Here is a 26,533-nt window from a genome sequence, read left to right as displayed (position 1 = left end):
CCCATGAGCAGCGTCTGCCTCGTCATCCCCAGCAACCCCTTCGACCAGTACTTCATCCAACTGCCCCTGGACGCGGTGACCGCGGCCGGTCAGTTGAGGGCCGCGGGCCACTCCGTCACCATCTGGGACCAGCGCCTCCAGGACGCACCGGCCGGCGGCGACGCGTACGACGTGCTGGTCGTGTTCACGGCCATCGCGGACCGGGCCCAGTGCTACCCCCTCGACCTGGACCCGGTACGGGCGGCCGTGGAGCGGGCCGTCACGCGCTTCCCCTCGGCCCGCACCATCGCGGTCGGTCCGCACGGCACCCACCTGCCCGAATCGACGCGTGCCGACCTCGCTGTCGATCACATAGCCATCGGCGAGACCGACTCGGCGACCGTCGGCGCGGTCGCCGACGTACTGGCGGGCGTCGAAGCGCCGGTGCTGTGCGACCGAAGCGCCCCCCACAACCTGCTGGACTCCCCGGACCCCCGTCCCCGGCCGTACCCCAACATCCCCCTCGACGCCTTCGCCTTCCCCGCCTTCGACCTGGTGCCCACCGCCGACTACACCGCCGAGGTCATCTCCGGCGGGCTGCCGCTCCCCGGCCCGTGCGGCATGGTCCTGGCCGCCCGCGGCTGCACGTACGGCTGCACCTTCTGCCATCTGCCGTTCGGCACCCGCATGCGCAACCAGCCGCTGGACCGGGTGGCGGCGGAGCTCGACGCCCAGCAGGCCGCGGGGCTGGAGTTCGTCTTCTTCCTCGACTACGTCTTCGGCATCAACCGCACCTTCTACGGCGAGTTGTGCGAGCGGCTGCACGGCCGCGGCCTGGGCTGGGTGGGCCAGACCCGCGCGGAGATCGTACTCAAGAGCGATGTGTCCCAGTGGGCACGGGCGGGCTGTCAGGGCATGTGGCTGGGGGCCGAGTCTCCCGCCATCGCCGGCACCGGCGTGCACAAGCGGGTCAGCGAGGAGCAGATCAGCCAGGCGGTGATCAAGCTGCGCGACGCCGGCATCGTGCCCTTCGCGTTCGTCCTCATGGGGCTGCCGGACGACGAGGCATGCGTCTCGGGCCGGCTGGTCGACTGGGCCGCCGGACTGCCCGCCTGGTTCGGCATCAACCAGCTCTACCTGCGGCCGGGCACCACGCTCTACGACCAGCTCGCGCCCGCCCACAACGGCGGCCGGAAGCCCACCACCTGGCGCGAGGTGCAGGAGGTCACCCGGCACTACCGCGCCACCTACCCGACCGACCTGGACGCCCAGCAGGCAAGGCTGACCGAGCTGCCGAACTACCTGGGCAACGCCATCGTCCCGGCGGCGGGGTGAGCGCCGTGCTGCGCTTCGGCATCATCGGATGCGGTGTGCTCGGGTCCTTCCTGGGGCGACTGCTGACCCATGAACAGGAGGGTCTGCCGGACGAGGCCCGGCTGACGGCGGTGGCCGGCCGCGATCCACGGCACACCAAGGACGCGGCCGACGCCCTGGGCTGCGACCCGCTGACCGTCACCGACCTGCTCGCCCGCCCGGACATCGACGCCGTAGCGGTGTGCACTCCGAGCGGCACCCACGCCGAGCTGGGTGTCCAGGCGCTGCGCGCGGGCAAGCACGTACTGGTCGAAAAGCCCATCGACGTCACCCCCGCCGCCGCCGGCCGGCTGCTCCGTGCCGCACGAGAGAGTGGGCTGACCCTCGGCGTCGTCTCCCAGCACCGCTTCGACCCCGCCGTCCGTATCGTCAAGGCGGCCGTCGACGAGGGGCGGCTAGGGCGCCTGACCTCCCTCGTCGTCGAACTGCCCTGGTGGCGCGAGCAGGCGTACTACGCCTCCGGCTCCTGGCGCGGAACCCGGGAGCTGGACGGCGGCGGCGCGCTGATCAACCAGGCCGTGCACCTGGTCGACCTGGCCCAGTGGCTGGCCGGGCCGGTCACCGAGGTCGCCGCGCACACCGGGCTGCTGGCACACCAGGGCATCGACGTCGAGGACGTGGCGACCGCGAGCCTGCGCTTCACCAGCGGCGCCCAGGGCGTACTGCTGGCCACCACGGCCGCGTACCCGGGCCGCACCGCACGCCTGGCGGTGCACGGCGACCGCGGCAGTGCGGTGATCGACAACGACGAGCTGGTCTACTTCCACGCGGCACGTGCCGGCGAACGGGCGGCGGCCTACGGCGCGTTCGGGGCGGGCAACCAGGTCGCCGACATCCTTCCACGGCAGCGGACCGAGCCGGTGCGCGACCGGGGCGGGCTGCCGTACCAGCCGCACCGCGACCAGATCGCCGACTTCTGCGCCGCCGTACGCGACGGCCGTCCGCCGCTGGCCGACGGGCCCGGTGCGTGCCGGGCACTGGAGGCGGTGACCGCGATCTACGCCTCGGCCCGCGCCGGCACCGCGGTCCGCACCCACCATGCCGCTCCCACCGGCCCCGCCGCCGGGACCAACGCCCCCGAAAGGACATCGCCGTGACCGAGACCGCGCCGCCGCAACCCGTGACGGACACCGCGCAGGACCGCAAGACCGCGCTCGCCGGGCTCTTCGACCGCAGCGCGCCGACCTACGAACGGGTGGGGGTCAGCCACTTCGCCGAGCTGGGCCGGCGCCTCGTCGGACACGCCGACATCCTCCCCGGCGACCGGCTGCTGGACGTCGGGTGCGGCACCGGCGCCGTGCTCGTCCCGGCGGCCGAGGCGACCGGCTTCACCGGCAGCGCGATCGGCGTCGACCTGTCCTGCGGCATGGTGGACCGCTCTCGTGAGGCGCTGCGCGCGGCAGGCCTGACGCACGCCCACGCGGTGGTCGCCGATGCCGAGACGATCGACTGGGACGCCGGCGAACACGCGGTGCCACCGCCCGCGAACGGGTCGCTCGACGCCGTGTTCGCCGGCATATCCATGTTCTTCTTCCCGCACCCGCGCCAGGCCGCGGCCCGCTACCGGGAACTGCTGTCCCCCCGGGGCCGGCTCGCCATCTCCTGGTGGGGGCGGCCGGACCCCCGCTGGGACCCGGTCTTCGCCGCCAGCGCGCCCTACGGGCGCGGAGGCTCCTCGCACGCCCTGCCCGAGGACAGCCCCTTCCGTTCCGTCGAGGCGCTGCACGCCATGCTCGAAGAGGCCGGGTTCGCCGCCGTGGAGACGGTCGAGCAGCAGTACGTGACCCGGTTCCGAGGCACGCACCAGTGGTGGGACTGGGTGTGGTCCACCGCCGGGCGGATGTTCTGGGAACAGGTACCGGCCTCGTCGATGGAGCACGCCAAGGCGGCGGTCGACGCCGAACTCGACCGGCTGCGGGCGCCCGACGGGAGCCTGACCAACACCTCGGCGGTGCGCTTCACGATCGCGCGTACGCAGCCGTCGACGGCCACGGAGACGATGCCGTGACAAGGGCCGGTGAGGTGATCCAGACCGACGCCCCGACGGCCACCGCCCCTGCCCCCTGCCCGCTCTTCTCCCCGCGATGGCTTCGGCACGCCGCCGAACTCACGGCAGCCGACGCACCGGACAAGGCGTCGGCGCTGAGCCTGGGACTGTGCCTCACCGACGCCCCCGCCGGCACCGCCGACCGCATTCTCGTCCGGGCCGATCTGTCCGCGGGACACGTGCGGTTCACCGACGAGGACTGGGAGGAGCGGCCCACGCTGGTGCTCACCCTGAGCGTCGCGGACGCCGCGGTCCTGTTGTTCGGGGACGGCAGACAGCGGGTGCGGCTGTTCGAACACGGTGGGCTGCGTCTGGAAGGCGTCTTCCTGTTCGTCTTCTTCCTGGACCGCATGCTCCAACAGGACCGGGCCGGCGCCCTGGTCCGGCTGCGGGCCGTGACCGCGGGTCTCGCTCCGGCCGCGGACCACGGCCCGCCCGCCGTACCCCGGCCCTCCGCGGGACCCGGCCGCCGCCCCTACCCGCACCCCGACACCGCTGACGCGGACCCGGACACGGAGGCGAGAGGGCAGGCCGAACAGGTCCTGCCGCGCACCATGTCCGTACTGCGCGACGAGATCGGCCGAAGCACGCCCGGCGCGCAGTTCGCCGTCCTGCACCACGATTCCGGAACCAGGCTGTCCGTGGCCCTCGGCGACTGCCGGCCCGGCGTACCGTTCACCCGCGACGCCCTGCCGATCTGGTACTGCTGCTCCAAGCCGGTCGGCGCCGTGGCCGTCGGCCGGCTGTGGGAGCGGGGCCTGCTCGACCCGATGCGGCCCGTCGCCGGGTACCTGCCGTGGTTCACCGGGGACGGCAGGGAGACCGTCACCCTGTACCAACTGCTCACCCACACCTCGGCCGTACCCATGGGGCTCGACCCCCTGCACGGCACCATGGCCGCACCCGTGGCGCTCCGCCGCGAGCAGCTCCGCACCATGACGGTGCCCCGCGACGTCCGCCCGGGCGCGAAGATCGCGTACGGACCGTGGTGGGCGTGGTTCCTGCTCGCCGAGGTGATCCGGGCGGTCGACGGACGCGACTACGAGCAGTTCCTCGCCGAGGAGGTCCTGGCACCCTGCGGCATGCGCGACACCCGAGTGGTCCTCACGCCCCAGGAATACCGGCGGACGGCGGACCGGCTGCCGCTGATCCACATCGCCGGGGGCGGCGCCCCCATCCAGCCCACCCACTGGTACGCCACCGAAGCGTCCTGCACCCGGCCCATTCCCGGACTCAACCTGCGCGGCCCGATGTCCGACCTCGCGCTGTTCTTCGAGGCGCTGATGGACGGCGGCCAGGGCCGGGTGGACCGCGTACTGCGGCCCCAGACCGTCATGGCGCTCACCGCGCGCCACCGGGTGGGTCTGGTGGACCCGTTCGGCAACGCCGACTGGGGACTGGGCTTCCGCAACGAGTCGCATCACCTGGGCGACATCTGTACGGCCTTCAGCCGCCACGCCTCGCTGCGCGCGTTCGGCCACTACGGACTGTGGACCTCGGCGGCCTTCGCGGACCCCGACGCCGGGCTCGTCGTGGCGCTGCACCTCAACGGCAAGACCTGGCAGGAGGAGCACCAGAAACGCATGATCGCGATCGGCGACGCCCTGTACGAAGACCTGGGCCTGGCATGATCCGACGCCTTCGCTCCTGCTCACCCCCACCCGCCGGCCGGCGGGTCCCATCCCTTACGTCCTGTGAACGGAGTCCCGCATGACCAAGCCTCCGGCGTCCGACTCGCCGCACGCCATCCTCGATCTCGCGGTCGCCTTCTGGAAGTCGAAGGCCCTGCTGAGCGCCGTGGAGCTCAAGGTCTTCGAAACCCTGGCCCGGCAGCCGGCGACCGGTGAGGAGCTGCGCGCCCGCCTCGGCATCACCGGCCGCGGCGGCGCCGACTTCCTCGACGCCCTGGTATCGATGGGCCTGCTGGTGCGCCAGGACGGCATCTACCGCAACTCCCCGCTGGCCGACCGTCACCTCGACCCCGGCAAACCCGCCACCGACATCTCGGGGTACCTGGAGTTCCTCAACGCGGGCTTCCCCTGCTGGGCCGGCCTCACCGAAGCCCTGCGCACCGGCGGACGGCTCGACTTCTCCCGCGCCCTCGCCGCATCCGGCGGCTCCGGCGACGCGGCACCGACCGACGCCGAACTGGTCGCCGCCGACGCCGACAGCGACACCTTCGGGGCGGCGTTCGCCGCTCCGGACCAGGTGACCGGCTTCCTGCGGGCGATGACCGGATACAGCATGGGCGCCAACCACGCGTTGGCCGAGACGTACGACTGGCGGAACGTGCGCTCCGTGGTGGACGTGGGCTGTGCCGAGGGCGCCCTGCTGGCCCAGATCCTCACCCGCCACGAGCACATGGAAGGCATCGGCTTCGACCTGCCCGCGGTCGAACCGGGTTTCACGGTCCACACCAAGCAGTTGGGCATCGACGACCGGGCGCGGTTCGAGGGCGGGGACTTCTTCACCGGGCCGCTGCCGACGGCCGAGGTCCTCGTCATGGGCCACGTCCTGCACGACTGGGACCTGGACACGAAGAAGATGCTCATCCACAAGGCGTACGACGCACTGCCCCAGGGCGGTTCCCTGCTCATCTACGAGTCCCTCATCGACGACGACCGCAGGGACCGCACCACCGGACTGCTCATCAGCCTCAACGTCTCGCTGGTCTCCGCCGGGGGACTGGGGTACACCGGCGCCGACTGCCGGGCGTGGCTGGAAGAGGCCGGTTTCCGGGACACCTCCGTCCGTCACCTCGACGGTCCGGAGTATCTCGTCGCCGGTACCAAGTAGCCCGCACCGAGCAGCAGGGGCCGACGGGCGCCGGGCGGACGGCCCGGCGCCGCGCCCGGCGCCGTCCCTCCGTCCATGGGGAGCGAGTGAGCACGATGAAACACCCGGACCAGCCCGGCGGGGCCGCACCGAACGGACGCTGCGCCGCCCTTTCGCCCACGGCGCCCGCCGGCCACCGCAACCTCGCCCGAGCCGCCCAGGGTGGGCCACTTCCCGCTTTCCTGCCCACCGCGGACAGCGTCGCGGACGTCGTCCCCGTCGTCGCTCCCACGGGCGACCACATCTGGCTGGTCACCGGCTTCGACCTGGGCCGCAAGGTCCTCACCGACGACCGGTTCAGCCGCGCCGCGGCCACCGCGCCCACCGCCCCGGCCATCCACCCGCTCCGCCCCGACCCGGCAGCCCTCACCAGCCTCGACCCGCCGCAGCACACCCGCCTGCGCAGGCTGGTGAACCGGTCCTTCACCCCGCAGGCCATCGCCCGCATGGAGGACGGCATCCGCCACACGGCCCGTCGGCTCCTCGCCGGCCGTACCCGTATCGACCTCGTCGCGCAGTACGCGATGCCCCTGTCCGCCGCCACCATCTGCCGCGTACTCGGCGTCCCCGAGGCCGAACACGCGCACTTCGCCGAACTGGCGGACCGCGCCCTGGGCATCACCACCGGAACTTTCGAGGAGCGGGGCCCGGCCCGTGACGTGCTGCGCGACTACATCGGGAAACTGATCACCGAAGCCGGACACCGGCCCGGCGGGCACATGCTGGGCTCGCTGACCAGCGCGCACGACGAGAGCGGAGCGCTGAGCCACGAGGAGCTGACGGCGCTGGTCGAGCTGCTCCTCAACGCGGGCTACGAGACCTCCATCGGCCAACTGGGCCTGGCCGTCGTCGCCCTGCTCGACCACCCCGAGCAGTGGCGCCTCCTGGCGACGGCGGCGTGCCCGGAGCGCGCGTCGTCCGCAGCCGTGGAGGAACTGCTGCGCTACGCCCCCGTCGTACCGATGAGCTTCACCCGCGTCGCGCGGCAGGACCTGGCCCTCGGCACGGTCCGGATACGGGCCGGGGAGGCCGTCGTGGTGTCCCTGCTGCACGCCGGCTTCGACCCGCGTACGCACCTGAACGCCCCACGGCTGGACGTCACCCGCTCGCCCGCCCGCCACCTGACCTTCGGCCACGGCGCCCACATCTGCCTGGGCGCCCAACTGGCGCGCACACAGTTGCGCGTGGCCTTGGAGGAACTGGCCGCGGCGGCTCCCGGCCTCGCCCCGTCCGCCCCCTTGTCCTCCCTCCGCTGGCGACGGCCCGAAGCTGTCGTCCGCGGCCCGGTCGCTCTGCCGGTGACCCTTTCCGGCAGCACTTGTGCAACGGACGCGAGGTGACCGGGCCCGCAGCACTCCGCACGCCCTTTCCGTGGGGCAGGCCGAGGGCGGTCACAGGGCAACCCGGTTCCGGAGACGGGTGCTGAGGACAGCAAGGAACCAGTCAGCGCAGCAGCAGATCGACCACGCCCGTCAGGCCCTCCTCGCCGCTGCCCTCGGCCAGGCGGCGGCGCATCAGCTCGAAGCAGGGGCGTACATGGCGCTGAGCAGGGCCACGTCGTGCAGGGCCGCGAAGCCCGCGTCCTCGCCGACGTAAGTGGTGCCGGCCCGGACGCCCAGCGTCCCCCGGTGCTGTTCGAACAGCACCCGCGAGCCGCTGTAGAAGACGTACCCGCCAGTTTCCGGAGCGCCGACCATCGGCGGGACAGCCATGATGCCGCCGTCCGGGTAACGGGCGCCGCGCTCGCGGGCCCACTCGGCGCGGGTACGGGCCTGCGCGGGGGCGCTGGTGGTCAGGTTGACCAGGTCTGTGCCGGCCAGGTCGATGTCGGCCGGCGCCTCGCCGACCGAGGCGTCGTCCAACAGACAGACGACGACCAAGGTGTTCGCTGCGACCGCCTCGGCGGCACTGTCCGCGCCCCTGACACCTCGGCGGCGAGCGCCGAGGCGCGGGCCGGGGTGCGGTTCCAAACAGTGACCGGGTGGCCGGCGGCACGCCAGGTGCGGGCCAGGTGGTACGGACAGGAAGTGGCCAGCGCCCGTTCGTACAGCGGCGCCGTGCGTGCCGACACCTCCTCCAGCGCGATCAGGCCGACGCCCGAGGCGGCAAGGCTGCTGGCGGTCCCCTCGGGGTCGCGGTTCCCCTCGTGGACGTGGTGGGTCACTACGGTCACGTCCTCGCCGTGGCCGCGTTTGTCCACGGTCGTGGCGCCGAACGGGGAGCACCAGACAATGCCGGGGAGCAGCGCGGCGACCCCGGCGATCCAGGAAGCGTCCTCACCCTGTCGTCTCGTGCCGCTGACTCCGTGCCGGCGGTCATAGGTCCAGCAGAGGCTGCGCCGAGCCCGTGGGAGGAGCAAGTGATTGCCGCTGTCCCGGACAGCGGTGAACTCGTCCGGCCTGGTCAGCGCATTGTTCTGGACCTGTCCGGGACAGGTCCAGAACAACGGACAGTGGGCGAGACCGCTCGCCGTGCCCGGCGTTGACGCGCGAAGCGGCCCGCACGCAAGATCTCGTCGACGACCCGCCTGCGTGCGCCGTCTCACCCGACGAGCGCCGGGGCCGAAGAGACCGCTCCGGCCGCCACCGGCACCCGCCCGCTGGGCCCTGTGAGCGGGGAGATTGCCGAGTACGGGTGGGAAGATTCCCGAGTACGGGCGGGAACGGAAGCCCCGAACGCCCCACTGGATTCGTCGTCCACGAGGGCGGTGGCGGTGGAAACCGCCGACCGGGACCCGGCGTCGGTTCAGCGGGTACATGAGACAGCCGGAATCGCTTGCCCTGACGCAGGTAACTGATGGAAATGCTCTCAGTCGGCCCCTTGGCGGGCGGCGACCAGCGCGTCGACGGCGGCAGTGGAAGGGGATGTCGACGGCTCCGGCCCGGGACGCGCCGAAGCAGTTGCCGGCACCGCGATGTGCCAGTCGTTGTACGTGCCGGGAACCGGGACGACTCGCCAGTTCTGTTGGGGAGGCGGAGTGGCGGTACCGCGGAGTACGAGGGCGTCAGGGGTGCGGTGTGGATGCTGGGCAGCAGGGTGACAGTGGGCCGTGTAAGCGATGGGGATCACGGAACTGTTGCCGCCGATAACGCAGTTGGAGCCGATGCCCGCCGTGCGCAACGCCGCCGTGATGCGGGTCCAGTCCTGGCGGGCGGCGGTCTGGATGGTGGCGTGGCCGTTCAGGATGGCAAGTTGCACGGCCAGGTGAGCGCAGAGCGCGATGGCCAGCGCGGCGACGCCGAGACGGCTGTGCGTCCGGGCCGCCCGCCACAGCGCGTGCAGCGCCACCGCCGCAGGGAGCATCAGCAGGGCATATGAGGTGAGCAGAAACCGGGGCGCCGCGTAGTCGATCAAGAAGACGTAGGTGAGTGCCGAGGACGTCGCGACCGCTGTCGCCAGCCAGAGCGCGGCTCGCTGCCCGGGCAGTGAGCGGTGGGCGACCATCAGGCCCGCGCCGACCAGGAGCGGCAGCGCGCACCACCACAGGGATGCGGGCAGGGAGAAACTGTCGCCCGCGCAGGGGCGGCACAGCAGTGGGCCGTCCAGTGACGTGGCCACGGCCGCCAGGTTGACCTGCGGATGCATCCCGCCTTGTTGGTCGGTGGCCAGGGCGAGCCGCGCGCCGATGCCGCCGAAGCGTACGACCGACTCGATCACCCAGGGGAGTGCCGCCGCTGCCACGCCCACGGCTATCGCTGCGGCTGGTGCGAGTGCGCGCCAGGGACGGTGCAGCAGGAGGGCGAGCAGGAGCGGGCCCACGATCCATACCGCGTCGTTGGGGCGCATCAGGGTGGCCGTAGCCAGAGCGAGGGCAAGGCCGTACAACAGCCGTTTTCTGCGCTCGCCGCCTGCACAACGGGTGAAGCAGCCCACCGCCGCTGTGGCGCCCATCGCCGTGTAGTGGTTGGGCATGGCCGACGGGGCGTAGAAGAGCGCGAACCAGAGGCTGCCGTACGCTCCGGCAGCCAGCGGCACCACGGCCGGGCGGGTGGCGAACCCCCGCAGCCACGGCCGGAATCCGCCATACAGCGCGGCCCCCGCCAGCAGACTCAGCCAGACCCGTAGCAGCACCACGGAGTCTGACCACGCGGCCACCGGGGCGATCAGGGCGGGAACACCACGGGTGCGCGGCGCTTCGAACGGTACGTCGAGGCCGTGGGCGTACGGCGCGAAGCGGCTCGCATAGACGATCTCGTCCCAGCCGAGCGGCAGTGTCGGGTGGAGAAGGATCAGGGGGACGAAGACGAAGGCGGCGCACACGGCGAGCAGAGTGCGATGCGCACGCCTGTGGAGCCGCGAGGGACCGGAGTGCTCTGGGGAGTCCGGCAGGTGACCGTCGGTTGCGGCACTGGGGTGTTTGGCCATCATGACATGTGAGTTCTGGTCGAGAGGCGGCGCGGTGCTGTGCGGGCGAGCAGGGTGCCGGTGGCCCGGTACAGGGCCGTTGAGCCCGGTGCCGGATCGTTTCTGCGGCGCCTGGGCACGTCTGCGGGGCGCGCGTCGTGGCGGGCGCGCAGGGTGGTGGGCAGGCGGTCGTAGTTGCGAGTGGCTCTTGTGGGGGCGGAGGCCGGGGCGACGCGTTCGCGGGAGGCTGCTCCCATCCGGGTACGCAGGTGCCGGTCGCCCATGAGCCGCAGCAGGGCGCCGCTGTCGGCGCGGATGTCGGCGCGGATGTCGTCGCGTGGGTTCAGGCGGCCGTCGTTGCCGGCGCGCGGGATCTCGTGCGGGACCTCACGCCGGCTGTGCGGGCCGTGCGACCTGCCGGTGCTGATCACCGGCAGGTCGCAGCGCATCGCCTCCACGAGGGTCATGCCGAAGGCCTCCAGCGCCGAGGTGACCGCCGATATGGAGCCCGTGGCGCGCTCCGGGGCCAGCGGGGTCGCGGCCCCCATGAGCCGCCCCCGGCCGCGCAGGCCGCGACGTCCGATTCTGGTGGCGAGACGGCCCTGCTCCGGCCCCTCACCGTAGATGCGCTGGGACCGGTCGGGATGCTGTGCGCCGGCCCGGGCGAAGGCGTCGACGACGAACGTGTTGTAGCGCTTGACCCGGGTCAGGCGCCCGGCCGGGACGACGGTCTTGGCGGCGCCGTCGGTCGGCTGCGCCGTGGCGGGCCCGCTGTTGGGGGTGGCTCCGACCATGCCGTGCGGGAGGCGCAGGCCGGGGCGGCGGGCCCGGGCGTCGGCCCGGGGCTTCGTCACCAGCGCGTCGAGGTGCGGATACCGACGCCGCATCCGGCGGCGCAGACGGTGCGGGTGGCCGGCGTGCCTGAGGCGCTCCTGGCCGATGTGCGGGGCTCCGGGAGGCCCGAAGCGGGCGAGCAGGACGTTGGGCCCGGTGCGGGCGTTGATCACGGCCTCCGCGCCGGTTGTAGCCGGCCAGTCGATGAGCCGCTGTTCGGCGACGCGGTGGTACCGGTCGGTGAGGCCCTCGCCCGCGGGGAAATGGACTACGGGCGGCGCGGCGCCTGGGCTCGCCATGTCCGTCAGGTCCGCCGCGGACCTGCGGCGGTCCACCGGGGCGGTCAGGGGCGCTCCCGGTGGCGGCTCCAACAGCGGTTCCAGCGGCCGTTCCGCCTGGTGCCGGACGAGGGACACGAGGCGTACGTGATGCAGCTCGGCGACCGGCGCGGCGAGGTTGATGGTCGTACGGATGGTGCCGCCGACGGCGTAGGCGTTGCGCAGCAAGAACGCGATGCGCATGACAACGCAATCTCCTGTACTTCTCCGTGGGACCTCCTGCAATTCCCCATGAGGCGCGTTCCGGCGAAGGGAAAGCAGACGATTTCGGAGGTTGGGCTTGAAACGATCGGCGACAGTGGTCCTGGAACAGCTCACAAGGGAATGCTAAAGGCGATCATCTGCCGCAGCTTCGGCGGAAAGTCGACCTTGCAGTGACGAAAGTATGAGCCGTGGCGATGCGGATATCCTTGGGTAGGAATGGACGCGCAAGCACGCTCGCCGACGCCTTGAGCTGGATGGGGGTCCGAACACTGCGTATGCTTCACTGCCGTGATATGGAAGGAAACCGCCCAGCCCGTCGCGGCAGAAACACCGACGCGACGGCCGTCGCAGGAGCCGCGGCCCTTTCGGTGCCCGCGAGCTACGCCAATCAGGCGGCCGCGGGGTACGCAAAGGGTGTATGGCTGCATCCGGGCCTCACGTCATTCGTTCCGCCGACGGCGGCCACCCAGGTGCTTCCACCGCGGTCGGGCCGTACCGTTCGGGCAGGCCCGACCACGGCACCCCGGTACGGGCGCGGTACAGCACCCCGTTGACCACCGTGCGGTGATCCGCCCACTGCCCGCCCGGCTGGCCGGGCCGACCGTTGGCCGACAGCAACGGCCCGACCCTCCGCGTTGACCAGATCGTGTGCCCGGGTTGCGCTTCCGTTGTCTCTCGCACCAAGTCGAGAATCGCCGCGTGCCCGATGAACGGGCCTTGCTCGACTTCACCGGCGCCTGACCGTCCAGGTGGCCTCCTCGGCCAGGACGCCCTGCAACGCCACCAGATCTCCGTGATCCAGGGCGGGGGCGTAGCGCGTCAGCGTCTGCTGGGCGGCGAGCTGCTCTGCAGGGTCGAGATTCATTTCCCCGCCGGCGTTGTGTTGAGGTGGCTGCTTCCCTCACAGAAAGCCGCAGTCGTCGTCATGTCAAACCTCGTTCGTGCTCGGTTGGAGAGAGATCGGACGTGCACAGCGACAGCGGCCACCTTGGCACGGAGCGATGTCGATGGCGCCGATTGTTTGCGTTGGACGATGGCAACAGATACTCAGAGTCTGTGTCTGAACTCCAAGGGCGTAGAGGGGTGGATCTCGCGGTCGTGCAGGAACGGGGCCGGTCTGCGCTGGTGCGCCGGCGCCGCACGCTCGGCTCGCGTGCGCTGGGGTTGGGTGCCTCACCATCACCACTTCGCGCGGTTTGACTGGATGCCGCATCGGGCGTCATAGCGGGATGGGCAGAACTGCCTAGTCAGATGCACATGACCGTCGCCGACCCGATCGTCGTCTTCGGCGGGCCCCGGCACGATCCGCACGCAGAAAGGAGCTGCCGAATGCGATCGAATATCCGTCCGGTGGGTGCCCTCGCCGCGGTGTTCCTCACCGCTGCGGCCTCGCTCGGCGTCACCGCCCCAACAGCCCGAGCCGAGGCAGCCGCACCTACAGCCTGCTTCAAGGCCACCACATGGCTCAATGTCCGTACCCGTCCGGCCAATGCCGCCCCCATCGTGGAGAGGCTCCAGCCGGGCCAGAAGGTGCAGGCGTCCCTCAAGGTCACCACCGGTTTCCGCATGCTGTGGAACAACGCGAACCGGTGGGCCGGAGCGGCATACCTCGTAAAGTGCTGACGCATCTGCGGTGGCAGCTCGGAAGCCGACACTGACCAGACGAGCAGCGGGGCCGGACAGGATCGCCCCGCCCGGCCCCGCTGCTCTTCGTAGGCTGAGTGTGACGGCCGGAAAGCTGGTCAGGCGGCCTGCGGCATCACGTGGCCGTGAGCCACGTCGCGGCGTTCGGCGGGCCGGTTCGTGCGGCGGGTCAGGCGCCGGGGCATCGGCGTGATGGCGGCCCACGTGATCAGCGCTTCGCTCATCTCGGGCAGGCGTTCGTGGGCACGGCAGTGGCGGCGGGCCCGCATGATCCACGAGCAGGACCGTTCCACGGCCCAGCGGCGCGGGAGCACGACGAAACCCCTGGTCCGGGGCGGACGCCGCACCGTCTTGACGGTGAGGTCGGTCGGGGCCACACGTCGAACCAGCACGGCCAGGTTGGGCCCCGTACGGCCAGGCCGGGCGTACGTACGGCCAGGTCGGGTCCCTGTACGGCTCCCGCGCCCAGCCGCGACCATCACTCCGAACTGACCCCCGCCCTCACCTCAAAGGGATGTGCTTGACCCGCCATGTGCCGGGCCGTCACGCTTCGAGTGCGTCAGCACTTCCGGGGAGGGCAGAAGGGGCCTGCATGGAGTTGAGCGTCAGTTGGCTGGCTGTCCTGGTGGCGACTGCGGTCGGGATGGCCATCGCCGGCGTCTGGTACGGGAAGGCTTTCGTCGGCGTCTGGAGAGGGCTGACGGGCGTGACGGTGGAAGATTCCAGGAGAGTCGGCAAGTCTCCGTTCGTGGTCCTTCTGGCATCGATTCTCGTCACGGCGCTGGTGCTCGCCGGCAGTATCTCCGTTGCGACGGGCTTCTTCGCGAGCGACTCCCTATGGATCGACCTGGCCGTCGGCTCGGTGCTCTGGCTGGGGTTCTCGCTGACGACTTTGGCGCAGCACAACGCATTCGAGCAGAAGCCACGGCAGCTCACTGTGATCAACAGTGCCTATCAGTTGGTGTTGGTCTTGGGCATGGCCCTCGCCGTGGGGTTGCTGCAGTAGCGCTGCATCCAGCGCAGAGGCGCAGAGGCGTCGAAGTGGGGGCCGGAGGTGAGGTCCTGATCCGCGGACTGCCCGCCGACGACGAAAGTTCACCACGCGAGGCGTGGTCCCGGAGGACGGTGCGGGAAGCCGATGCGGCCACGAGCACCCGTTCACCCCGTGTCCCGGGCCGGGGCGTCGCCCGACTCAACCCCAGCCCGGCGTCTCCACGGCCGCCGGGCGTGCCGCCGCTGCCCGAACTGCTGCACACCTGCTGTCCGCGCCCGTTGCTGACCACCGGCCTCTGCACGACGGCTGGCTGCCTCCGTCGGCTCAGCGGGGCTCGCCGAACCAGCGCTCGAGCGCCGGTTCCGGGTCGTCCGCGCCGGCCCAGCACACGTAGCCGTCCGGCCGGATGAGCATCGGCTCGGTGCCGGCGCCCTGGCCCGCCCGGTCCACCCGGTCCGACCAGGCGTCGGCGACCTCGGCGAACGTGTCGGCCGGGTCCAGCAGGATGCCGTGCCCGGACCGCAGCAGTTCGTGCACCCGGGCCGGGCCGAGGTCCAGGTCCGGTGCGGGTCGGCCGACGAGTGAGTGGGTTTCGGTGCCCGGCATCGGGTAACGGATGGCCATCCCGGACATCAGGTCGGCGAGATGGTGCTGGACGTCGGGCAGTTGGGCCATGGCCGTGAAGATCTCCCGGGCGGCCAGCACCTCCGGATCGCGGGTGCCGGCCCAGTCCATCAGCAGGCTCTGCGCCCGGACGTTGCGCAGTACGGCGGCCCCGACCGGGTGCCGTTCCGCGTGATAGGTGTCGAGCAGGGCCTTCGGTGCCCAGCCGTGCACGGCGGCGCCGAGCTTCCAGCCGAGGTTGAGCGCGTCCTGCATTCCGGTGTTCATGCCCTGCGCGCCGAGCGGGAGGTGGACATGGGCGGCATCGCCCGCAAGGAACACCCGCCCGTGCCGGTACTGCTCGGCCTGCCGTGAGGCGTTGGTGATACGGCGGGCGTAGCGCAGTTCGAGCAGGTGCATCCGTGTTCCGAACACGGTGCTCAGGCCGCGGCGGATTTCGTCCTCGGTGACCGGGACGTCCCTCGGCAGTGACTGGCCCGGCCCGCCGAGGACCAGCCGGCGCAGCCGCCGGCCCTGCGCATCGGTGCCGAGCGGGAACAGTGCCGCCCAGTGCCCGTCCTCGTTCCAGGTGTGCGACGTGGACGGATCGACGCCGCTCAGCCGCACGTCGGCGGCGGTGACTGTCAACGTTCCGGGCTGGCCGGGGAACGCGGCCCCCAGCAGTGACCGTACGGTGCTGTGGGCTCCGTCGGCGGCGACAAGGTAACGGGAGCGGAGGGTGGTGCCGTCGGCGAAGGCCGCGGTGACCCCGTTGTCGTCCTGGGCCAGGCCGACCAGTTCATGGCCTCTGCGGGCGTGGAGGCCGTGCGCGGCGAGGTGCTGCTCGAAGAATCCCTCGATCACCACCTGCGGCACGGACCGCCATGGCAGGCGGTGCCGGGTGCGCTGGAGCGGCAGGGGGATACCGGCGAAGTGGCCGGTGGTGACGGGGTGATCTCCGGTGGCCAGCAGCGGCTCCAGCAGCCCTCGCTGGTCGAGTGCCTCCAGCGTGCGGGACTGCACGCCGCCTGCCTTGGACAGGTCGCTGCGCTGCGCCAGCCTGTCGGCCAGCACGGTCGGCACTCCTGCCGTCAGCAGCTCGTTGGCCAGCGTCATTCCGGTCGGGCCGGCGCCGACGATGAGCACATCGGTGTCCATGGACTCTCCTGTGGCTGTGTCGATCAGGACGGAAGCAACGCTCCGCCTGCCGAGCCACCCGAGCCAGAAACCGACTCGATTGCGTTGGTATCTGACACCACTTAACCTCGGCTCGGTGGAATCCGACTACGACGAGCTGGATCGTCGGCTCGTGCACGCCCTGCAGATCGACGGCCGGGCCCCGTTCAGCACCCTCGCCGAGGTCCTCGGCGTGTCGGACCGCACCATCGCCCGCCGGTACGCCCGGTTGCGGTCGGCCGGGGCGGTACGGGTGCTGGGCGGGGTCGACCCCGCCGCGCTGGGCGCCACCCTGTGGTTCCTGCGGGTGCGTTGTGCGCCCGCCGCATCGCTCCCGGTCGCCGAGGCGCTGGCCAGACGCCCCGACACGTCCTGGGTGAGCCTCACCTCCGGCGGCACCGAGATCACCTGCGTGGCCCGTACCGAGAGCGAGGCGGACAGTGAGGCACTGCTGCTGGCCAAACTCCCCCGCACCCCGCGCGTGGAGGCAGTGACCGCGCACTGTGTGCTGCACGCCTTCTACGGCGACCCGGACAATCTGGTCGGAAAGCTCGGATCGCTGGACGCGGAGGCGATCGGGCGACTGCGCCCGCCTCCGATGCCGCACCGCCCGGGACCGGTGCGGCTCGACGACGGTGACCGCAAGCTCCTCGCCCTGCTCGCCGCCGACGGCCGGGCCGGGTTCGAGCAGTTGGCCGCGGCGACCGGCTGGTCAGCGACGACGGTCCGGCGCCGGATGACGGAGCTGCGCGAACACGGCCTGCTCCACCTCGACATCGACGTCGACTGGCGCATGTTCGGCGTGAGCGCCCGAACCCTGCTCTGGCTCTCGGTCGCCCCCGCACACCTGGAGGAGGCCGGTCGGACGCTGGCCGGGCACCCGGAGGTCGCGTTCGCCGCCGCCACGACCGGACCGGCCAACCTGTACGCGAGCGTGGTGTGCACGAACCAACGGGAGCTGTACCGGTACCTGACCACCCGGGTCGCCGCACTCCCAGCCATCACCCACCTCGAAACGGCCCCAGTGATCAGGACCGTCAAGCAGGCAGCGAACCAGACCTAGCGACCGACCAGCCCCCTTCCGCCTGCTGTTTCAACCGCGTACAGCACACTGCTCGTCACCAGACCAGCGCGCTACCCGGCACCGGCAGCCCGGGGAGCACGGGGCGTCGTGGCCCGCACCCCCGGACCAGGGGATTTACTCCGATACCCGAGCGATGGACGGTGGAGCGGACCTACGGCTGGCTCATGCTCCATCGCCGCCTGGCCCGCGACTACGAGACCCTGCCCGCCCGCTCCGAAGCCATGATCCACCTGGTTATGGCCGACCTGCTGGCCCGCCGCCTGACCGGCGGGACCGCCGTGCCTGGCGCGATCCGGCCAAACACAACGAACCTGGCATCCAGGGTTGAAGCAGCAGGAGAAAATGACTTCTGAGGCTGCGTTTCGCCGTCCGCGCCCGCGGGTTCCGAACGGTGGAGCGGGGGCGGCGGCGCCCCCGCCTTACTCACCGGGCGGGGCGGAGGACATCGGCGTACGGGGGCGGACGCCGATGCTTGTTTCAGAAGCGGGATCCCAGAGCGACCGCCAGGCCGAGGGCCGGCAGACGGCTGGTGCCGTCGCCGAGTTCGATGTCGCTGCCGTGGCGGTATACACGGCCGTCGATCTGGACGGGAGTGATTGTCCGGCCGGCGAGGTAGTCGGCCAGCATGCGTGAAAGAGCGCTCCAGCTGGTTTCGAGCTCGGCGCCAAAACGGCCGAGGGTGGTCTGCCAGGCGTTGCCGTCCCAGTCGTGCCCGTTGCGGATCGTGTTCCCGATGCGGTTCTGGATCCACACGAACCGGGCTGCCTCGGAAACCGCCGCGACGACCTGGGTGAGTGCCCGCCCGGCTGCCAGGGCCGGCGGGGTGTTCTGCCGGGGCGGGGCGGCGGGCAGGTGGACGAGGTGGTCGATGTCGCTGCGAAGCGACGTGAAGGAGTCGTTCATCCGCCATGTTTCGTTGGAGAAGTCGTTGTAGTTCTGCCCGAACGGGAGCGACTGGAAGTCCCTCGACGCGAGCTGGTTGTTGCGGAACACGGCGTTGTAGGCAGCCCGTATCGGCTCTGGGTCCTGGTCGCGGAAGACGTACCTGCCTTGGGGCGTGAAGTAACCCATCACGTACAGGTTGCGCGGGTTGATGATCACGGAGAGACGGTGCTGGTTGGCTTCCGAGCGGTCGATCAGCGCGACCTCGACGAAGGCGTCCGTTCGGCTGGTGGTGGCGCTGTGCGGAAAGTTGGGGCGTATCGCGTGGCTGACGGTGCGCCGCAATTCGACGAGCATGTTGTCGTAGGCGTTGCCGGCCGCGTGACTGCTGGTGTTGCGCAGGTTGGTGATGTCCCAGTCGATGCGGGTCCAACGGCTCACGGGGTCGGCGTGGGCCTTCGGGGACAGCCCTTGCGTCACGCCGACGGCGGCCATCAGCGCCAAGGTGAGGATCAGGACACGGCTCATGAGCCGGCGGGCGGGCAGGGAAAGTCTCATGCGGGAAGGTACTCCTGGGGAAAACGAGCGGTCGGTTGTGCGGCACGGATCTCCTGCGAGAACTCCGTGCACAGGGGAACGGACCGGGGCGGGGTGGGGCCGGCCCTCCGTCCGAAGCACCATCAGTCAACCGGAGGGAAGCGAGGCGTACCAGGAAGTTTCACCGGCAGAAGTACGGTTCTGCCGTAGTTCTGCCGGTCCACGCGAACCAGGCATGCGGCCCGTGCGGGCAGGGCTGCAGTCGGTGGGCGGCTTGCTGGTCGCCGCCTCGGCGGTGCCCGTCGGACAAGCCACGGAATCGGCGGGGCGCGCTGACGCCGCCGGGCCGGTGCCCAACGTCACGGTGGAGACGACAGCCGCGGTGGCCAGGCAGGCCCCGGACACCCAGACGCGGCGTCGGGCCCGTGCGGAGCGGGATCCGTGGATGCCGGGGTGGTGAAGCGGTCGCGGCGGGCCTCCCATGCGTTCGTCGGTGTGCGCGGGGTCAGGCAAGAGGTGGGTGTCGCGGCGCGGACACAGCGCGTTTGCGGCACCGGCCGGCCCGCTCTCGGCGGTATTCGCCGCGGTTTCGCCGGCGGACACGTGGTGCGTGCAGTGACGGAGCGGGGCGGCCGGGTGGGGCCGGCCCCGCGTTCGTGTGCCCTTGAGCCGACCTGACGGAACCTGCACGCCACCGGGAATTCCACCTGCAAAAGTAGGTTGCTGACATACTTTTGCGGGTGGGGGTGCGCATCCGGTGGGCCGTGGCGTTGTGGGGGCATTGAGCATGGGTACCGGTACACCGGCTGACGGTGACTTCGGCGCGCTCCTGCACAGTCTGCGCCAGGGCGCCGGACTCACCCAGGAGGAGCTGGCGCAGGCGGCGGGGATCAGTGTGCGGGCCCTGTCGTACATGGAGCGCGGACGCTCGCGCGGGCCGCAGCGCCGGACTGTGTCCGCCCTGGCCGCGGCCCTGCGCCTGAGCCCGCAGGACGCGAGGGAACTGGAGCGCCTGGCGAGCCTGGGGCGGCCCCGCCGGGCCCCCGCCAAGGAGGTACTGCCGCCTGCCGCCGTAGTGGATACCGTGGCGCCCGCGGGTGCGCCCGATCTGCTGCCGCGGGCGCCGCGCGGCTTTCACGGGCGGGCGGCGGAGCTGGCCGCTGTGTCCCGGGCCGCCGTGGGTGAGGCGCCCGTCTGTCTGGTCATCGGGCCCGCCGGGGTGGGCAAGACGGCGCTCGTGCTGTACTGGGCCCACCACGGCCGTTCCAGGTTCCCCGACGGGCGGCTTTTCGCCGACCTGCGCGGCTTCGGCGACCAGGGCGAGCCCTCTCTCACGGAGGTGCTGCGCGAGTTCCTGCTGGCGCTCGGTGTGGCGCACAGCCGGATACCGGAGTCGGTCAACGGCGCGGCCGCGCTGTTCCGGTCGCTGGCCGCCGACCGCCAACTCCTCGTGGTGCTCGACAACGCGCGGGACTCCGAGCAGGTCAGACCGCTTCTGCCCGGCGGGCGCCGCTGCGTCACCGTCGTCACCAGCAGACACCGGCTGCCGGGGCTGATCGTCACCGACACCGCCCGGCCTGTCGCCGTGGACGTGCTCGGGCCGAGGGACGGCACGATGCTCCTCGCCGAGGTCCTCGGCACCGAACGGGTATGCGCGGAGCCGGCGGCTGCGCGACGGCTGGCCGAGCTGTGCGGCGGGCTGCCCCTGGCGCTGCGGGTGGCGGCCGCCCGGCTGGCGCAACGGCCCACCTGGCCGCTGGGTGCGGTGGCCGCCGAGCTGTCCGACGAGACGCGTCGGCTGAGCCTGCTGGAGGTGGAGGACACCGGCGTGCGGGCGGCGCTGCGGGTGACACTGCACCAGCTCCCTGGGCCTGTTTCCCGCCTGTTCGCCCATCTCGGCCGCCACCCTGGCACGCACGTCGACCGGTATGCCGCGGCGGCCCTGGCGGGCATGGACCCGGCAGCCGCCGAGACCTGTCTGGAGCGGCTGGCCGTTGCCCACCTCGTCACGGAGACGGCGCCTGGTCGTTGGACGATGCACGATCTGGTGCGGCTCTATGCACGGAGCCTGGACGCCGGGCCTGATGCGCTCAAGCGCGTGCTCGACCACTACATCGCCACGGGTCTCGCGGCGGTGGCCGCGGCCGAGCCCGGCAACGAGGAGTGCTTCCCGCTGCCGACGGACTGCCTGCCGCCGGCCGCCGTGCGCACGTTCGGCGACCGGTCCGCCGCCGTGGCCTGGTACGTGGCCGAGCGGGACGACCTCACCCTGGCGGTGGCCGCGGCGCACGCCGCCGCACTGCACGGGCGGACCTGGCGGATCGTCTTGACGCTGTGGCCGCTGATCGTGTGGCGCGTGCGCGACGGCTGGGCCCCGCTTCTTGAGACCGCACTCGAAGCGGCCCGGGCCGACGCCGACCAGCACGGCGAGTCGCGGGTGCTCAACGTGCTCGGCTGGATCCTGATCGAGGAGGGGCGCATCCCGCAGGCGCTCACCCACCTGGAGGCCGCCCGCGCACTGGCCTCCCGGGCAGGTGACGCGGTGGCCGAGGCGAACGCCCTGATCGTTGTGGCGATGGCGCAAGCGGCGCTCGACAGCCTGGACGAGGCCGCGCAGGGATGCGAGCGGGCGGTGGAGCTGGCGCGCCAGGCCGGCGACCGGACCATCGAGAAACTGGCCATGCAGCACCTCGCCCGCCACTGGGCCGACGCCGGCAAATGGCGCCAGGCCCTCGACACCGCGACCCAGGCCCAGGCCCTGGCCCTCCACGACCGGCCGGGCACGACCGACATCCCTCACATCCTGCTGCTCATGGTGAAGGGAGAGGCGCTGCTGGGGCTCGGCAACGAAACCGAGGGCATCAGGCAACTCGACCTGGCGGCCCGGGAAGCGGAGTCCTCCGGCTATGACGACGGTGCGGTACGGGCGCTCGGCGCTCTGCTGCGCGTATCAGCCGACGCGGCTTTCCAGGCACGATACGACGCGGCACTCGCGCGTCTGTCCACCCGGACGTGAACCGTCAACTCGCCGCCTGCCGCCCGCGGCCGGCGGCGCGCGGGGCGCTGGGGCTCACGTTGCCGTCGCTGCGGATGGCAGTGTCGGTGGACTGCCACGGGCTCGGCGATTTTGCCGGCTGCAACGCGTTGACCGCGCCTGCTCCAGCCCGGATCCAGCACGGGCCCGGCGTAGAGCACGGAGCGAGCGTGGCGGTCATCGAGACGCAGCCCGGTCGGCTCGGGCGCGAGCCTTCGTGCATCTCCTGCGGCACCGGGCCCTCTTCCCCGTACGTATCGAAAGGACCCGGCTGACCAGCGTGCACTTCGAAGACCGGGTACCGCCCTGTCACCGGTGGAAAGCGGGAATCACTTGCTGCTCTCCACAAGCTCCGGACTGCCTGGTGCCCGGTGTCGGCTTCGAACTCACCGGCCCCGACCCGCCAGGGCACCGACAGGGACGAGCACGCGGGCACCCCGGGGGCCAGATCCGGGCCGCTCCTGGTGTTCGGTGCTGCTGTCGGCATGGACCAGGCGGGTCATGACGAGTGTGTACTTCCAGGTGCCGCCGTCGTAGACGTACAGGGAGGGCTGGTCACAGGGGCGTGCACGCGGCGCCTTGACCAGGCCGGCCACGGCGGCCGACGGTTCGCAGCCCGAGGCGGCGTCGAATGGTCTCTGCTCTACATCGAGAACATTGCCAGCGGTCTGTCCGAGAGCAGGTCGTAGCGGGGCGACGGTGTCGGCTACGCCTGACATGCCGCGCCCGGGCCCCGGCTGCGCAGGAAAACCTTGGTCACCCGACGACCGGGTTGGCAGGCTCGGCCGCCACTCGAAAGGAGCTGCGCCCTGACCGAGCAGCCGGAAGCGGAACGCGTCGAGTGCACCGGCTGCTTCGCCCTGCCAGTCTCTGACAACACCCGCATCGCGTACCTGAAAGCCGGCGACAGAATCAGCGTAACGCTGGGGGGTGTTGGTGTATCGCGGGCTTGCTGGTCTGGTGTGTTGTGGGTTTGTTGAGAGAGGCCGGGTGCACGGTTCCGGCGGGCCGTTTGGGGTGTGGGCTGGGGTTGTGTCGTGTGCGCTGAGTGGGGCCGGGCTCGTTGTGGGTTTTGCCAGCGTGTAAGGCTCGGTTGGTGGTTGTGCTGGTCAGCGCTTTTTGTCTGTTCGGCGGGTGGGGGTTAGCGGCTGCGGGTGGGGCGTCTGTGTTGTTCGGCGAGGTGGTCGAGCTGTACCGCTTCGAGGTGGTTTTGGTGACGCGTTCGGTGCTGTCGTGGATGGCGGTGATGGCGGTGATGGCGGCTTGGCGGATGAGTCGGGTGAGGGACCCGATGCGGTCGGCGGTGCGCTGGTGGAGGTAGGGGGTGTGGCGGGGGAGGGTGCCGGGCTTGTGCCGGGTCAGGTCGAGGGCGTTCTCGATGTCGGTGATGACGTCGCGGAACGGTTGGCGGGTGCCGTGGCGGGTGGGGAGGGGCCGCAGTCGACGAGCGTGGCGCGTCCGGCGAGCTGGGCGCCGCGTGCCCCGCTGAACAGGGGGGGTGTCGGTGACGTTGATGCCGGCGTACACGAACGTGGCGGGCAGCCGTTCGGTGAGGTCTTTGATCAGGTCGGCGGTCTGGGCGCCGGTGGTGGTGCGGGGGTTGAGGCGGTGGATTTCGTCGATGAGGACGAGTCGGACGCCCGCGGCGGTGGAGGTGTGGCAGACGGCGTCGGTGATCTGGGTCTGGGTCATGCGGGCGGCCACGGGGAGGCCGAGGTAGCGGGCGAATTCGGTGATGAGGGTTTTCGCGGTGGCGCCGGGCGGGACCAGGACGTACGCCACGGGTGCCGCGGCGTGGGCTGACCCGGGAGGTGCGGGGTTCTTGCGGGTGTGGGCGAGGTGGCAGGCGCGCCCGACGTTGAGCAGGGCGGTGGTTTTGCCGGCTGCGGCGGGTCCGGTGACGATCAGGGAGGGGCGTGCGGTGGTCTGCTGGTGGCAGCCGAGGATCATCGGGGTGCGGACCTGGGTGGCGAGCTGGCTGATGGCGGGGGTGCGGATGGTGACGAACGCGGAGGGGTAGGCGAGGCGTTCGTCGGTGCTGCGGGGCGGGTCGTCGGGCCGGGACGGGGCGGGTGGGGCGGTGGTGGCGAAGGGGTGCCAGCCCTGCCAGGTGGTCAGGGGCCAGGACGGCTCGGCCGTGCCGTTGCTGCCCGCGTCGGCGGGTGCGCTGCTCGGTTCCTGTGCTGTGGGGCGGGGGCGGGTGTTCACCACTTGGCGGCTTCCTCATGTGCGTCGTAGAGCCCGCATCCTGTGGCCGCGGCGGGGTGGGTGTCATCGTCGGGGAGGCCGTCGAGTTCGTCGATGCTGTCGTCCTCGTCGTGCTGCGCCGGCGGGGCCGGTGTCGTGGGGGTGCCGGGCGGCGGGGACCGGCGTTGTGGTGGCGCGGGCGAGGAGGGCTTGTTCGGTGTGGTGGCGTGGCCGCTGTGGATGCGGCGCATGAGCTGGTCGAGGGCGTCGCTGAGCTTGGCACGCAGTCCGTGCAGGCATGCCGTTGTGAAGAGTTTCTGTGGGTCGTCTTCGGGGGTGAGGCCGGCCTCGGCGCGGCCTTGGCCCCACTGGAGCCTGAACGCCTGCACTCGCCTCGCATGCGCGCCGGTTGGCCGTACGCTCCTCGCCCCACCGCCCCTCAGTCGACGCCCCGCACCCGCATGCTGGCCCTCACCTCTTCGTAAACCCGGCGGGCGTACCCCTCGCACCCGGAGCAGTAGCTGCTCACGTCCAGCACGATGGTGCCCTCCGGCGCCATCACCGCGATCTTGTGGACCCGGATGTCCGGTACGCCACCCGGATCGAGCCGGTAGCGCATTTCTTCGGCCGGCCGCCCGGCGGCTGTCGTGGCCTTCATGCGCCCACCGCGCATGTACTCGCCGTAGTTGGCCAGGTACGTCCCCTCGTGCAAGCTCAGCGATGTGCGGGGATCGTCGCTCCTCTTCCGGTCGGCATCGACCGTCAGCGTTACCTCTCGCTTTCCTTCCTTCAAAGTGAGTGCGCAAAGGGCGTCGAAGCCGAGCCGGGACGGGCGGGTGTGAGGCGGCGTCGCCTTCCACATTCCGCGCACTTCGATCGTGACCGGCATCTGGCACACCGAACGGGACCCGCCCAGCGTGACCACGGAAACGGGCTCCCACCGCGCCGAGCCCACGGCCGCCCCCGCCAGCAGCACCACGCCGAACCCCCAGCACACGGCCCGCCGCAAGCGGTACCGCACCGAGCCCCCCGTCCTCACGTCCCTACGCCCCCTCACGTCCCATGCCCCCCATTCTGCAGGTCCCTCCCCGTCGGCCCCTCCTGCCCCCTTCCTTCCCGCTGACCCCCGGACGTCCGCTGCGCGGACCTTCGAGGGCTTCCGTGACGGCGGGTCCGCCGTACTGCGCTTCCTGGGGCGTGGGAAGGCCGTCCGTGTTGTCGGTGGGTGCTGGGAGTCTGGTGGTTATGGGCTGGGACAGGGGTGAGGAGCTGCTGCGCGGCCGGGTCTATGGCACGGACTTCGACGACCCGCGCCCGGGCCCGCGGCCGGGCCGTACGTACGCGGAGCTGGTGGGCGGCCCGCTGGACGGCCTGCTGCTCGACATCACCGGCTGGACGCCGGACGAGATCGCTACGGGCGTCGCGCTGATGACGGAGGTCGGGCGGTTCGGCGCCGGCGGCCGGGCGCTGTACGAGCCCAGCCAGGGAGATGCGGGCCGGTGGGACTGGGACGGCGACGTTCCCTGGGAACCGGGTTGCCGCTGGGAGGAGGGCAGCGGCTGCGGCGCGGCTCCGTCCGACGCGTCGTGGCGCTGCGCGGTGCAGCGCGGTACATGTACATGTACCGGTATGGGCTTACGGCGGGTTCGGTGGGCCGTGGTGGTGGCGCGAGCACGGCAGATCGCGAACGGCTGCGGGCCGGGCAACTGCACGCTGCGCCAGTTGCACTACCGTCTGGTCGCCGAGGGCGTGATCGCGCATTCGCCGCCGATGTACCGCCGGCTGTCGGCGCGGTGCGCCGAGGCCGGGCGCCGGGGTGACCTCCCGGGCCTGGTCGACACCCTGCGCGAGGTTCATGTCCCGCCCGCCTGGCCGGACGCGGGCGCCTTCTTGGAGGAGATGGTCGACCGGTTCGGCCTGGACCGTACGCAAGGCCAGCCGTGCGCGCTCTACCTCGCGGCCGAGGTCTGCTGAGCCCTTGCTGATGCCGGGCTATGACGAGGACGAAGAGAGCGGTTCGGAGGCGTAGGCGGGCTGGGCGGGTGGCGTCACGGCATCTGGCTGCCGCCCGGCCCGGGCCCGCCGTCCTCTTCTTGCCCGGGGAACGAAGCGTGCTGACCTTGTCCTGGCGATGAAGCCGGAGGTGCCACCACGTGCGCGGTCTGCCGGCTGGAGGCGGTGCTGCGTACGTTGTCTCCGCCCGCGGACGCGGACGCGCCCTGAGAAGTGGGCAGTGTGGTGCGTACCTGCACGGATGCGGGCGTATCCGGCGTGGTGGCCTTCCCGGTCAGGGTGGGGGATGAGTGATGGGGTCCGCTGGTGAGGGGAGGTGTTTTTCAGCTCCGCTGTATCCGCGTGGTGGTCGGGGCGGCCGGGCCGTCGCGCTATGGGGTGCTGAGGACCGCGCGGGCGTTTACCAGCCAGCGTGTGAATCCCG

At 71.5% G+C, this 26,533-nt stretch carries 18 protein-coding genes and 5 pseudogenes; 12 read left to right on the top strand and 11 right to left on the bottom strand.

Translation table 11 applies throughout. From position 1 onward, the window contains the following. Positions 1 to 3 precede the first annotated feature (3 nt). The 6 genes from ACH4EB_RS34720 to ACH4EB_RS34695 all read left to right on the top strand — a co-directional run bounded on the left by ACH4EB_RS34720 (position 4) and on the right by ACH4EB_RS34695 (position 7,575). A complete protein-coding gene (locus ACH4EB_RS34720; RefSeq protein ID WP_398352301.1) occupies positions 4 to 1,314 on the top strand; it encodes a B12-binding domain-containing radical SAM protein in 1,311 nt (436 codons plus the stop codon). Continuing rightward, positions 1,311 to 2,450 carry a Gfo/Idh/MocA family protein gene (locus ACH4EB_RS34715; RefSeq protein ID WP_398352299.1) on the top strand — a complete coding sequence of 380 codons (1,140 nt, stop codon included), beginning with the start codon at positions 1,311 to 1,313 and terminating at the stop codon, positions 2,448 to 2,450. The genes ACH4EB_RS34720 and ACH4EB_RS34715 overlap by 4 nt, the downstream gene beginning before the upstream one ends. After that, positions 2,447 to 3,361 carry a class I SAM-dependent methyltransferase gene (locus ACH4EB_RS34710; protein WP_398352297.1) on the top strand — a complete coding sequence of 305 codons (915 nt, stop codon included), beginning with the start codon at positions 2,447 to 2,449 and terminating at the stop codon, positions 3,359 to 3,361. Before ACH4EB_RS34715 ends, ACH4EB_RS34710 begins: the two co-directional genes overlap by 4 nt. Then, on the top strand, positions 3,358 to 5,031 hold the full coding sequence (locus ACH4EB_RS34705) for a serine hydrolase domain-containing protein (RefSeq protein WP_398352295.1): 1,674 nt from the start codon (positions 3,358 to 3,360) through the stop codon (positions 5,029 to 5,031). Before ACH4EB_RS34710 ends, ACH4EB_RS34705 begins: the two co-directional genes overlap by 4 nt. Positions 5,032 to 5,110: 79 nt before the next feature. Further along, positions 5,111 to 6,196: a methyltransferase gene (locus ACH4EB_RS34700; RefSeq protein WP_398352294.1), complete on the top strand. Its 1,086-nt coding sequence runs from the start codon at positions 5,111 to 5,113 to the stop codon at positions 6,194 to 6,196. Positions 6,197 to 6,291: 95 nt separating this feature from the next. After that, positions 6,292 to 7,575, top strand: a complete 1,284-nt coding sequence (locus ACH4EB_RS34695; RefSeq protein WP_398352337.1) for a cytochrome P450 — start codon at positions 6,292 to 6,294, stop codon at positions 7,573 to 7,575. A gap of 192 nt (positions 7,576 to 7,767) precedes the next feature. On the opposite strand, the pseudogene ACH4EB_RS34690 reads toward ACH4EB_RS34695, so the two are convergent. The 5 genes and pseudogenes from ACH4EB_RS34690 to ACH4EB_RS34670 form a co-directional block, all read right to left on the bottom strand. Beyond that, positions 7,768 to 8,306, bottom strand: a pseudogene (locus ACH4EB_RS34690) (NAD(P)-binding domain-containing protein); the annotation flags it as partial. Between the two features lie 737 nt (positions 8,307 to 9,043). Next, the gene (locus tag ACH4EB_RS34685; protein WP_398352292.1) at positions 9,044 to 10,495 is read right to left on the bottom strand and encodes a hypothetical protein; all 1,452 of its coding nucleotides are present in this window, start codon (positions 10,493 to 10,495) and stop codon (positions 9,044 to 9,046) included. A 104-nt stretch (positions 10,496 to 10,599) separates the two neighbouring features. Next, on the bottom strand, positions 10,600 to 11,934 hold the full coding sequence (locus ACH4EB_RS34680; protein ID WP_398352290.1) for a glycosyltransferase: 1,335 nt from the start codon (positions 11,932 to 11,934) through the stop codon (positions 10,600 to 10,602). A gap of 510 nt (positions 11,935 to 12,444) precedes the next feature. Further along, a pseudogene (locus ACH4EB_RS34675) lies at positions 12,445 to 12,600 on the bottom strand (transposase); the annotation flags it as partial. An 82-nt stretch (positions 12,601 to 12,682) separates the two neighbouring features. Further along, positions 12,683 to 12,820, bottom strand: coding sequence for a hypothetical protein (locus ACH4EB_RS34670; protein ID WP_398352288.1), 138 nt, complete (start codon positions 12,818 to 12,820; stop codon positions 12,683 to 12,685). Positions 12,821 to 13,284: 464 nt separating this feature from the next. On the opposite strand from ACH4EB_RS34670, the gene ACH4EB_RS34665 reads away from it, so the two are divergent. Beyond that, positions 13,285 to 13,578: a hypothetical protein gene (locus ACH4EB_RS34665; RefSeq protein WP_398352287.1), complete on the top strand. Its 294-nt coding sequence runs from the start codon at positions 13,285 to 13,287 to the stop codon at positions 13,576 to 13,578. 119 nt (positions 13,579 to 13,697) lie between these two features. On the opposite strand, the gene ACH4EB_RS34660 is transcribed toward ACH4EB_RS34665, so the two are convergent. Next, positions 13,698 to 13,976 (bottom strand): hypothetical protein, encoded by a 279-nt coding sequence (locus tag ACH4EB_RS34660; protein ID WP_398352285.1) that lies wholly within the window; start codon positions 13,974 to 13,976, stop codon positions 13,698 to 13,700. Between the two features lie 215 nt (positions 13,977 to 14,191). Here ACH4EB_RS34660 and ACH4EB_RS34655 point away from each other — a divergent pair, with 215 nt between their 5' ends. After that, positions 14,192 to 14,605: a DUF1761 domain-containing protein gene (locus ACH4EB_RS34655; protein WP_398352284.1), complete on the top strand. Its 414-nt coding sequence runs from the start codon at positions 14,192 to 14,194 to the stop codon at positions 14,603 to 14,605. A 312-nt stretch (positions 14,606 to 14,917) separates the two neighbouring features. On the opposite strand, the gene ACH4EB_RS34650 is transcribed toward ACH4EB_RS34655, so the two are convergent. Further along, positions 14,918 to 16,354: an FAD-dependent monooxygenase gene (locus tag ACH4EB_RS34650; protein ID WP_398352283.1), complete on the bottom strand. Its 1,437-nt coding sequence runs from the start codon at positions 16,352 to 16,354 to the stop codon at positions 14,918 to 14,920. A 115-nt stretch (positions 16,355 to 16,469) separates the two neighbouring features. Here ACH4EB_RS34650 and ACH4EB_RS34645 point away from each other — a divergent pair, with 115 nt between their 5' ends. Next, on the top strand, positions 16,470 to 17,435 hold the full coding sequence (locus ACH4EB_RS34645; RefSeq protein ID WP_398352282.1) for an Lrp/AsnC family transcriptional regulator: 966 nt from the start codon (positions 16,470 to 16,472) through the stop codon (positions 17,433 to 17,435). Positions 17,436 to 17,551: 116 nt separating this feature from the next. After that, positions 17,552 to 17,784, top strand: a pseudogene (locus tag ACH4EB_RS34640) (transposase); the annotation flags it as partial. 149 nt (positions 17,785 to 17,933) lie between these two features. Here the strand turns inward: ACH4EB_RS34640 and ACH4EB_RS34635 are convergent. Continuing rightward, entirely contained in the window at positions 17,934 to 18,896 is a 963-nt protein-coding gene (locus ACH4EB_RS34635) for a ribosome-inactivating family protein (protein WP_398352281.1), read from the bottom strand. 766 nt (positions 18,897 to 19,662) lie between these two features. On the opposite strand from ACH4EB_RS34635, the gene ACH4EB_RS34630 reads away from it, so the two are divergent. After that, positions 19,663 to 21,891, top strand: coding sequence for a helix-turn-helix domain-containing protein (locus tag ACH4EB_RS34630; protein WP_398352280.1), 2,229 nt, complete (start codon positions 19,663 to 19,665; stop codon positions 21,889 to 21,891). Positions 21,892 to 23,050: 1,159 nt separating this feature from the next. Here the strand turns inward: ACH4EB_RS34630 and ACH4EB_RS34625 are convergent. From ACH4EB_RS34625 to ACH4EB_RS34615, 3 genes and pseudogenes are all read right to left on the bottom strand, one after another. Next, positions 23,051 to 24,027, bottom strand: a pseudogene (locus ACH4EB_RS34625) (TniB family NTP-binding protein). A gap of 86 nt (positions 24,028 to 24,113) precedes the next feature. Continuing rightward, positions 24,114 to 24,485: a hypothetical protein gene (locus tag ACH4EB_RS34620; RefSeq protein ID WP_398352279.1), complete on the bottom strand. Its 372-nt coding sequence runs from the start codon at positions 24,483 to 24,485 to the stop codon at positions 24,114 to 24,116. A gap of 50 nt (positions 24,486 to 24,535) precedes the next feature. Beyond that, positions 24,536 to 25,075 (bottom strand): lipoprotein, encoded by a 540-nt coding sequence (locus ACH4EB_RS34615; protein ID WP_398352277.1) that lies wholly within the window; start codon positions 25,073 to 25,075, stop codon positions 24,536 to 24,538. A 266-nt stretch (positions 25,076 to 25,341) separates the two neighbouring features. Here ACH4EB_RS34615 and ACH4EB_RS34610 point away from each other — a divergent pair. Then, positions 25,342 to 25,620, top strand: a pseudogene (locus ACH4EB_RS34610) (hypothetical protein); the annotation flags it as partial. Positions 25,621 to 26,533 lie beyond the last annotated feature (913 nt).

The sequence above is a fragment of the Streptomyces sp. NPDC018045 genome, assembly GCF_044327445.1.
GTDB lineage: Bacteria > Actinomycetota > Actinomycetes > Streptomycetales > Streptomycetaceae > Streptomyces.
This window is presented reverse-complemented; position numbering and strand designations above follow the sequence as displayed.

Coding starts and splice junctions, on each gene's coding strand:
- ACH4EB_RS34650 (WP_398352283.1), bottom strand. CDS start 16,354: ATGGACACCGATGTGCTCATCGTCGGCGCCGGCCCGACCGGAATGACG.
- ACH4EB_RS34720 (WP_398352301.1), top strand. CDS start 4: ATGAGCAGCGTCTGCCTCGTCATCCCCAGCAACCCCTTCGACCAGTAC.
- ACH4EB_RS34670 (WP_398352288.1), bottom strand. CDS start 12,820: ATGAATCTCGACCCTGCAGAGCAGCTCGCCGCCCAGCAGACGCTGACG.
- ACH4EB_RS34635 (WP_398352281.1), bottom strand. CDS start 18,896: ATGAGACTTTCCCTGCCCGCCCGCCGGCTCATGAGCCGTGTCCTGATC.
- ACH4EB_RS34630 (WP_398352280.1), top strand. CDS start 19,663: ATGGGTACCGGTACACCGGCTGACGGTGACTTCGGCGCGCTCCTGCAC.
- ACH4EB_RS34655 (WP_398352284.1), top strand. CDS start 14,192: ATGGAGTTGAGCGTCAGTTGGCTGGCTGTCCTGGTGGCGACTGCGGTC.
- ACH4EB_RS34665 (WP_398352287.1), top strand. CDS start 13,285: ATGCGATCGAATATCCGTCCGGTGGGTGCCCTCGCCGCGGTGTTCCTC.
- ACH4EB_RS34695 (WP_398352337.1), top strand. CDS start 6,292: ATGAAACACCCGGACCAGCCCGGCGGGGCCGCACCGAACGGACGCTGC.
- ACH4EB_RS34700 (WP_398352294.1), top strand. CDS start 5,111: ATGACCAAGCCTCCGGCGTCCGACTCGCCGCACGCCATCCTCGATCTC.
- ACH4EB_RS34680 (WP_398352290.1), bottom strand. CDS start 11,934: ATGCGCATCGCGTTCTTGCTGCGCAACGCCTACGCCGTCGGCGGCACC.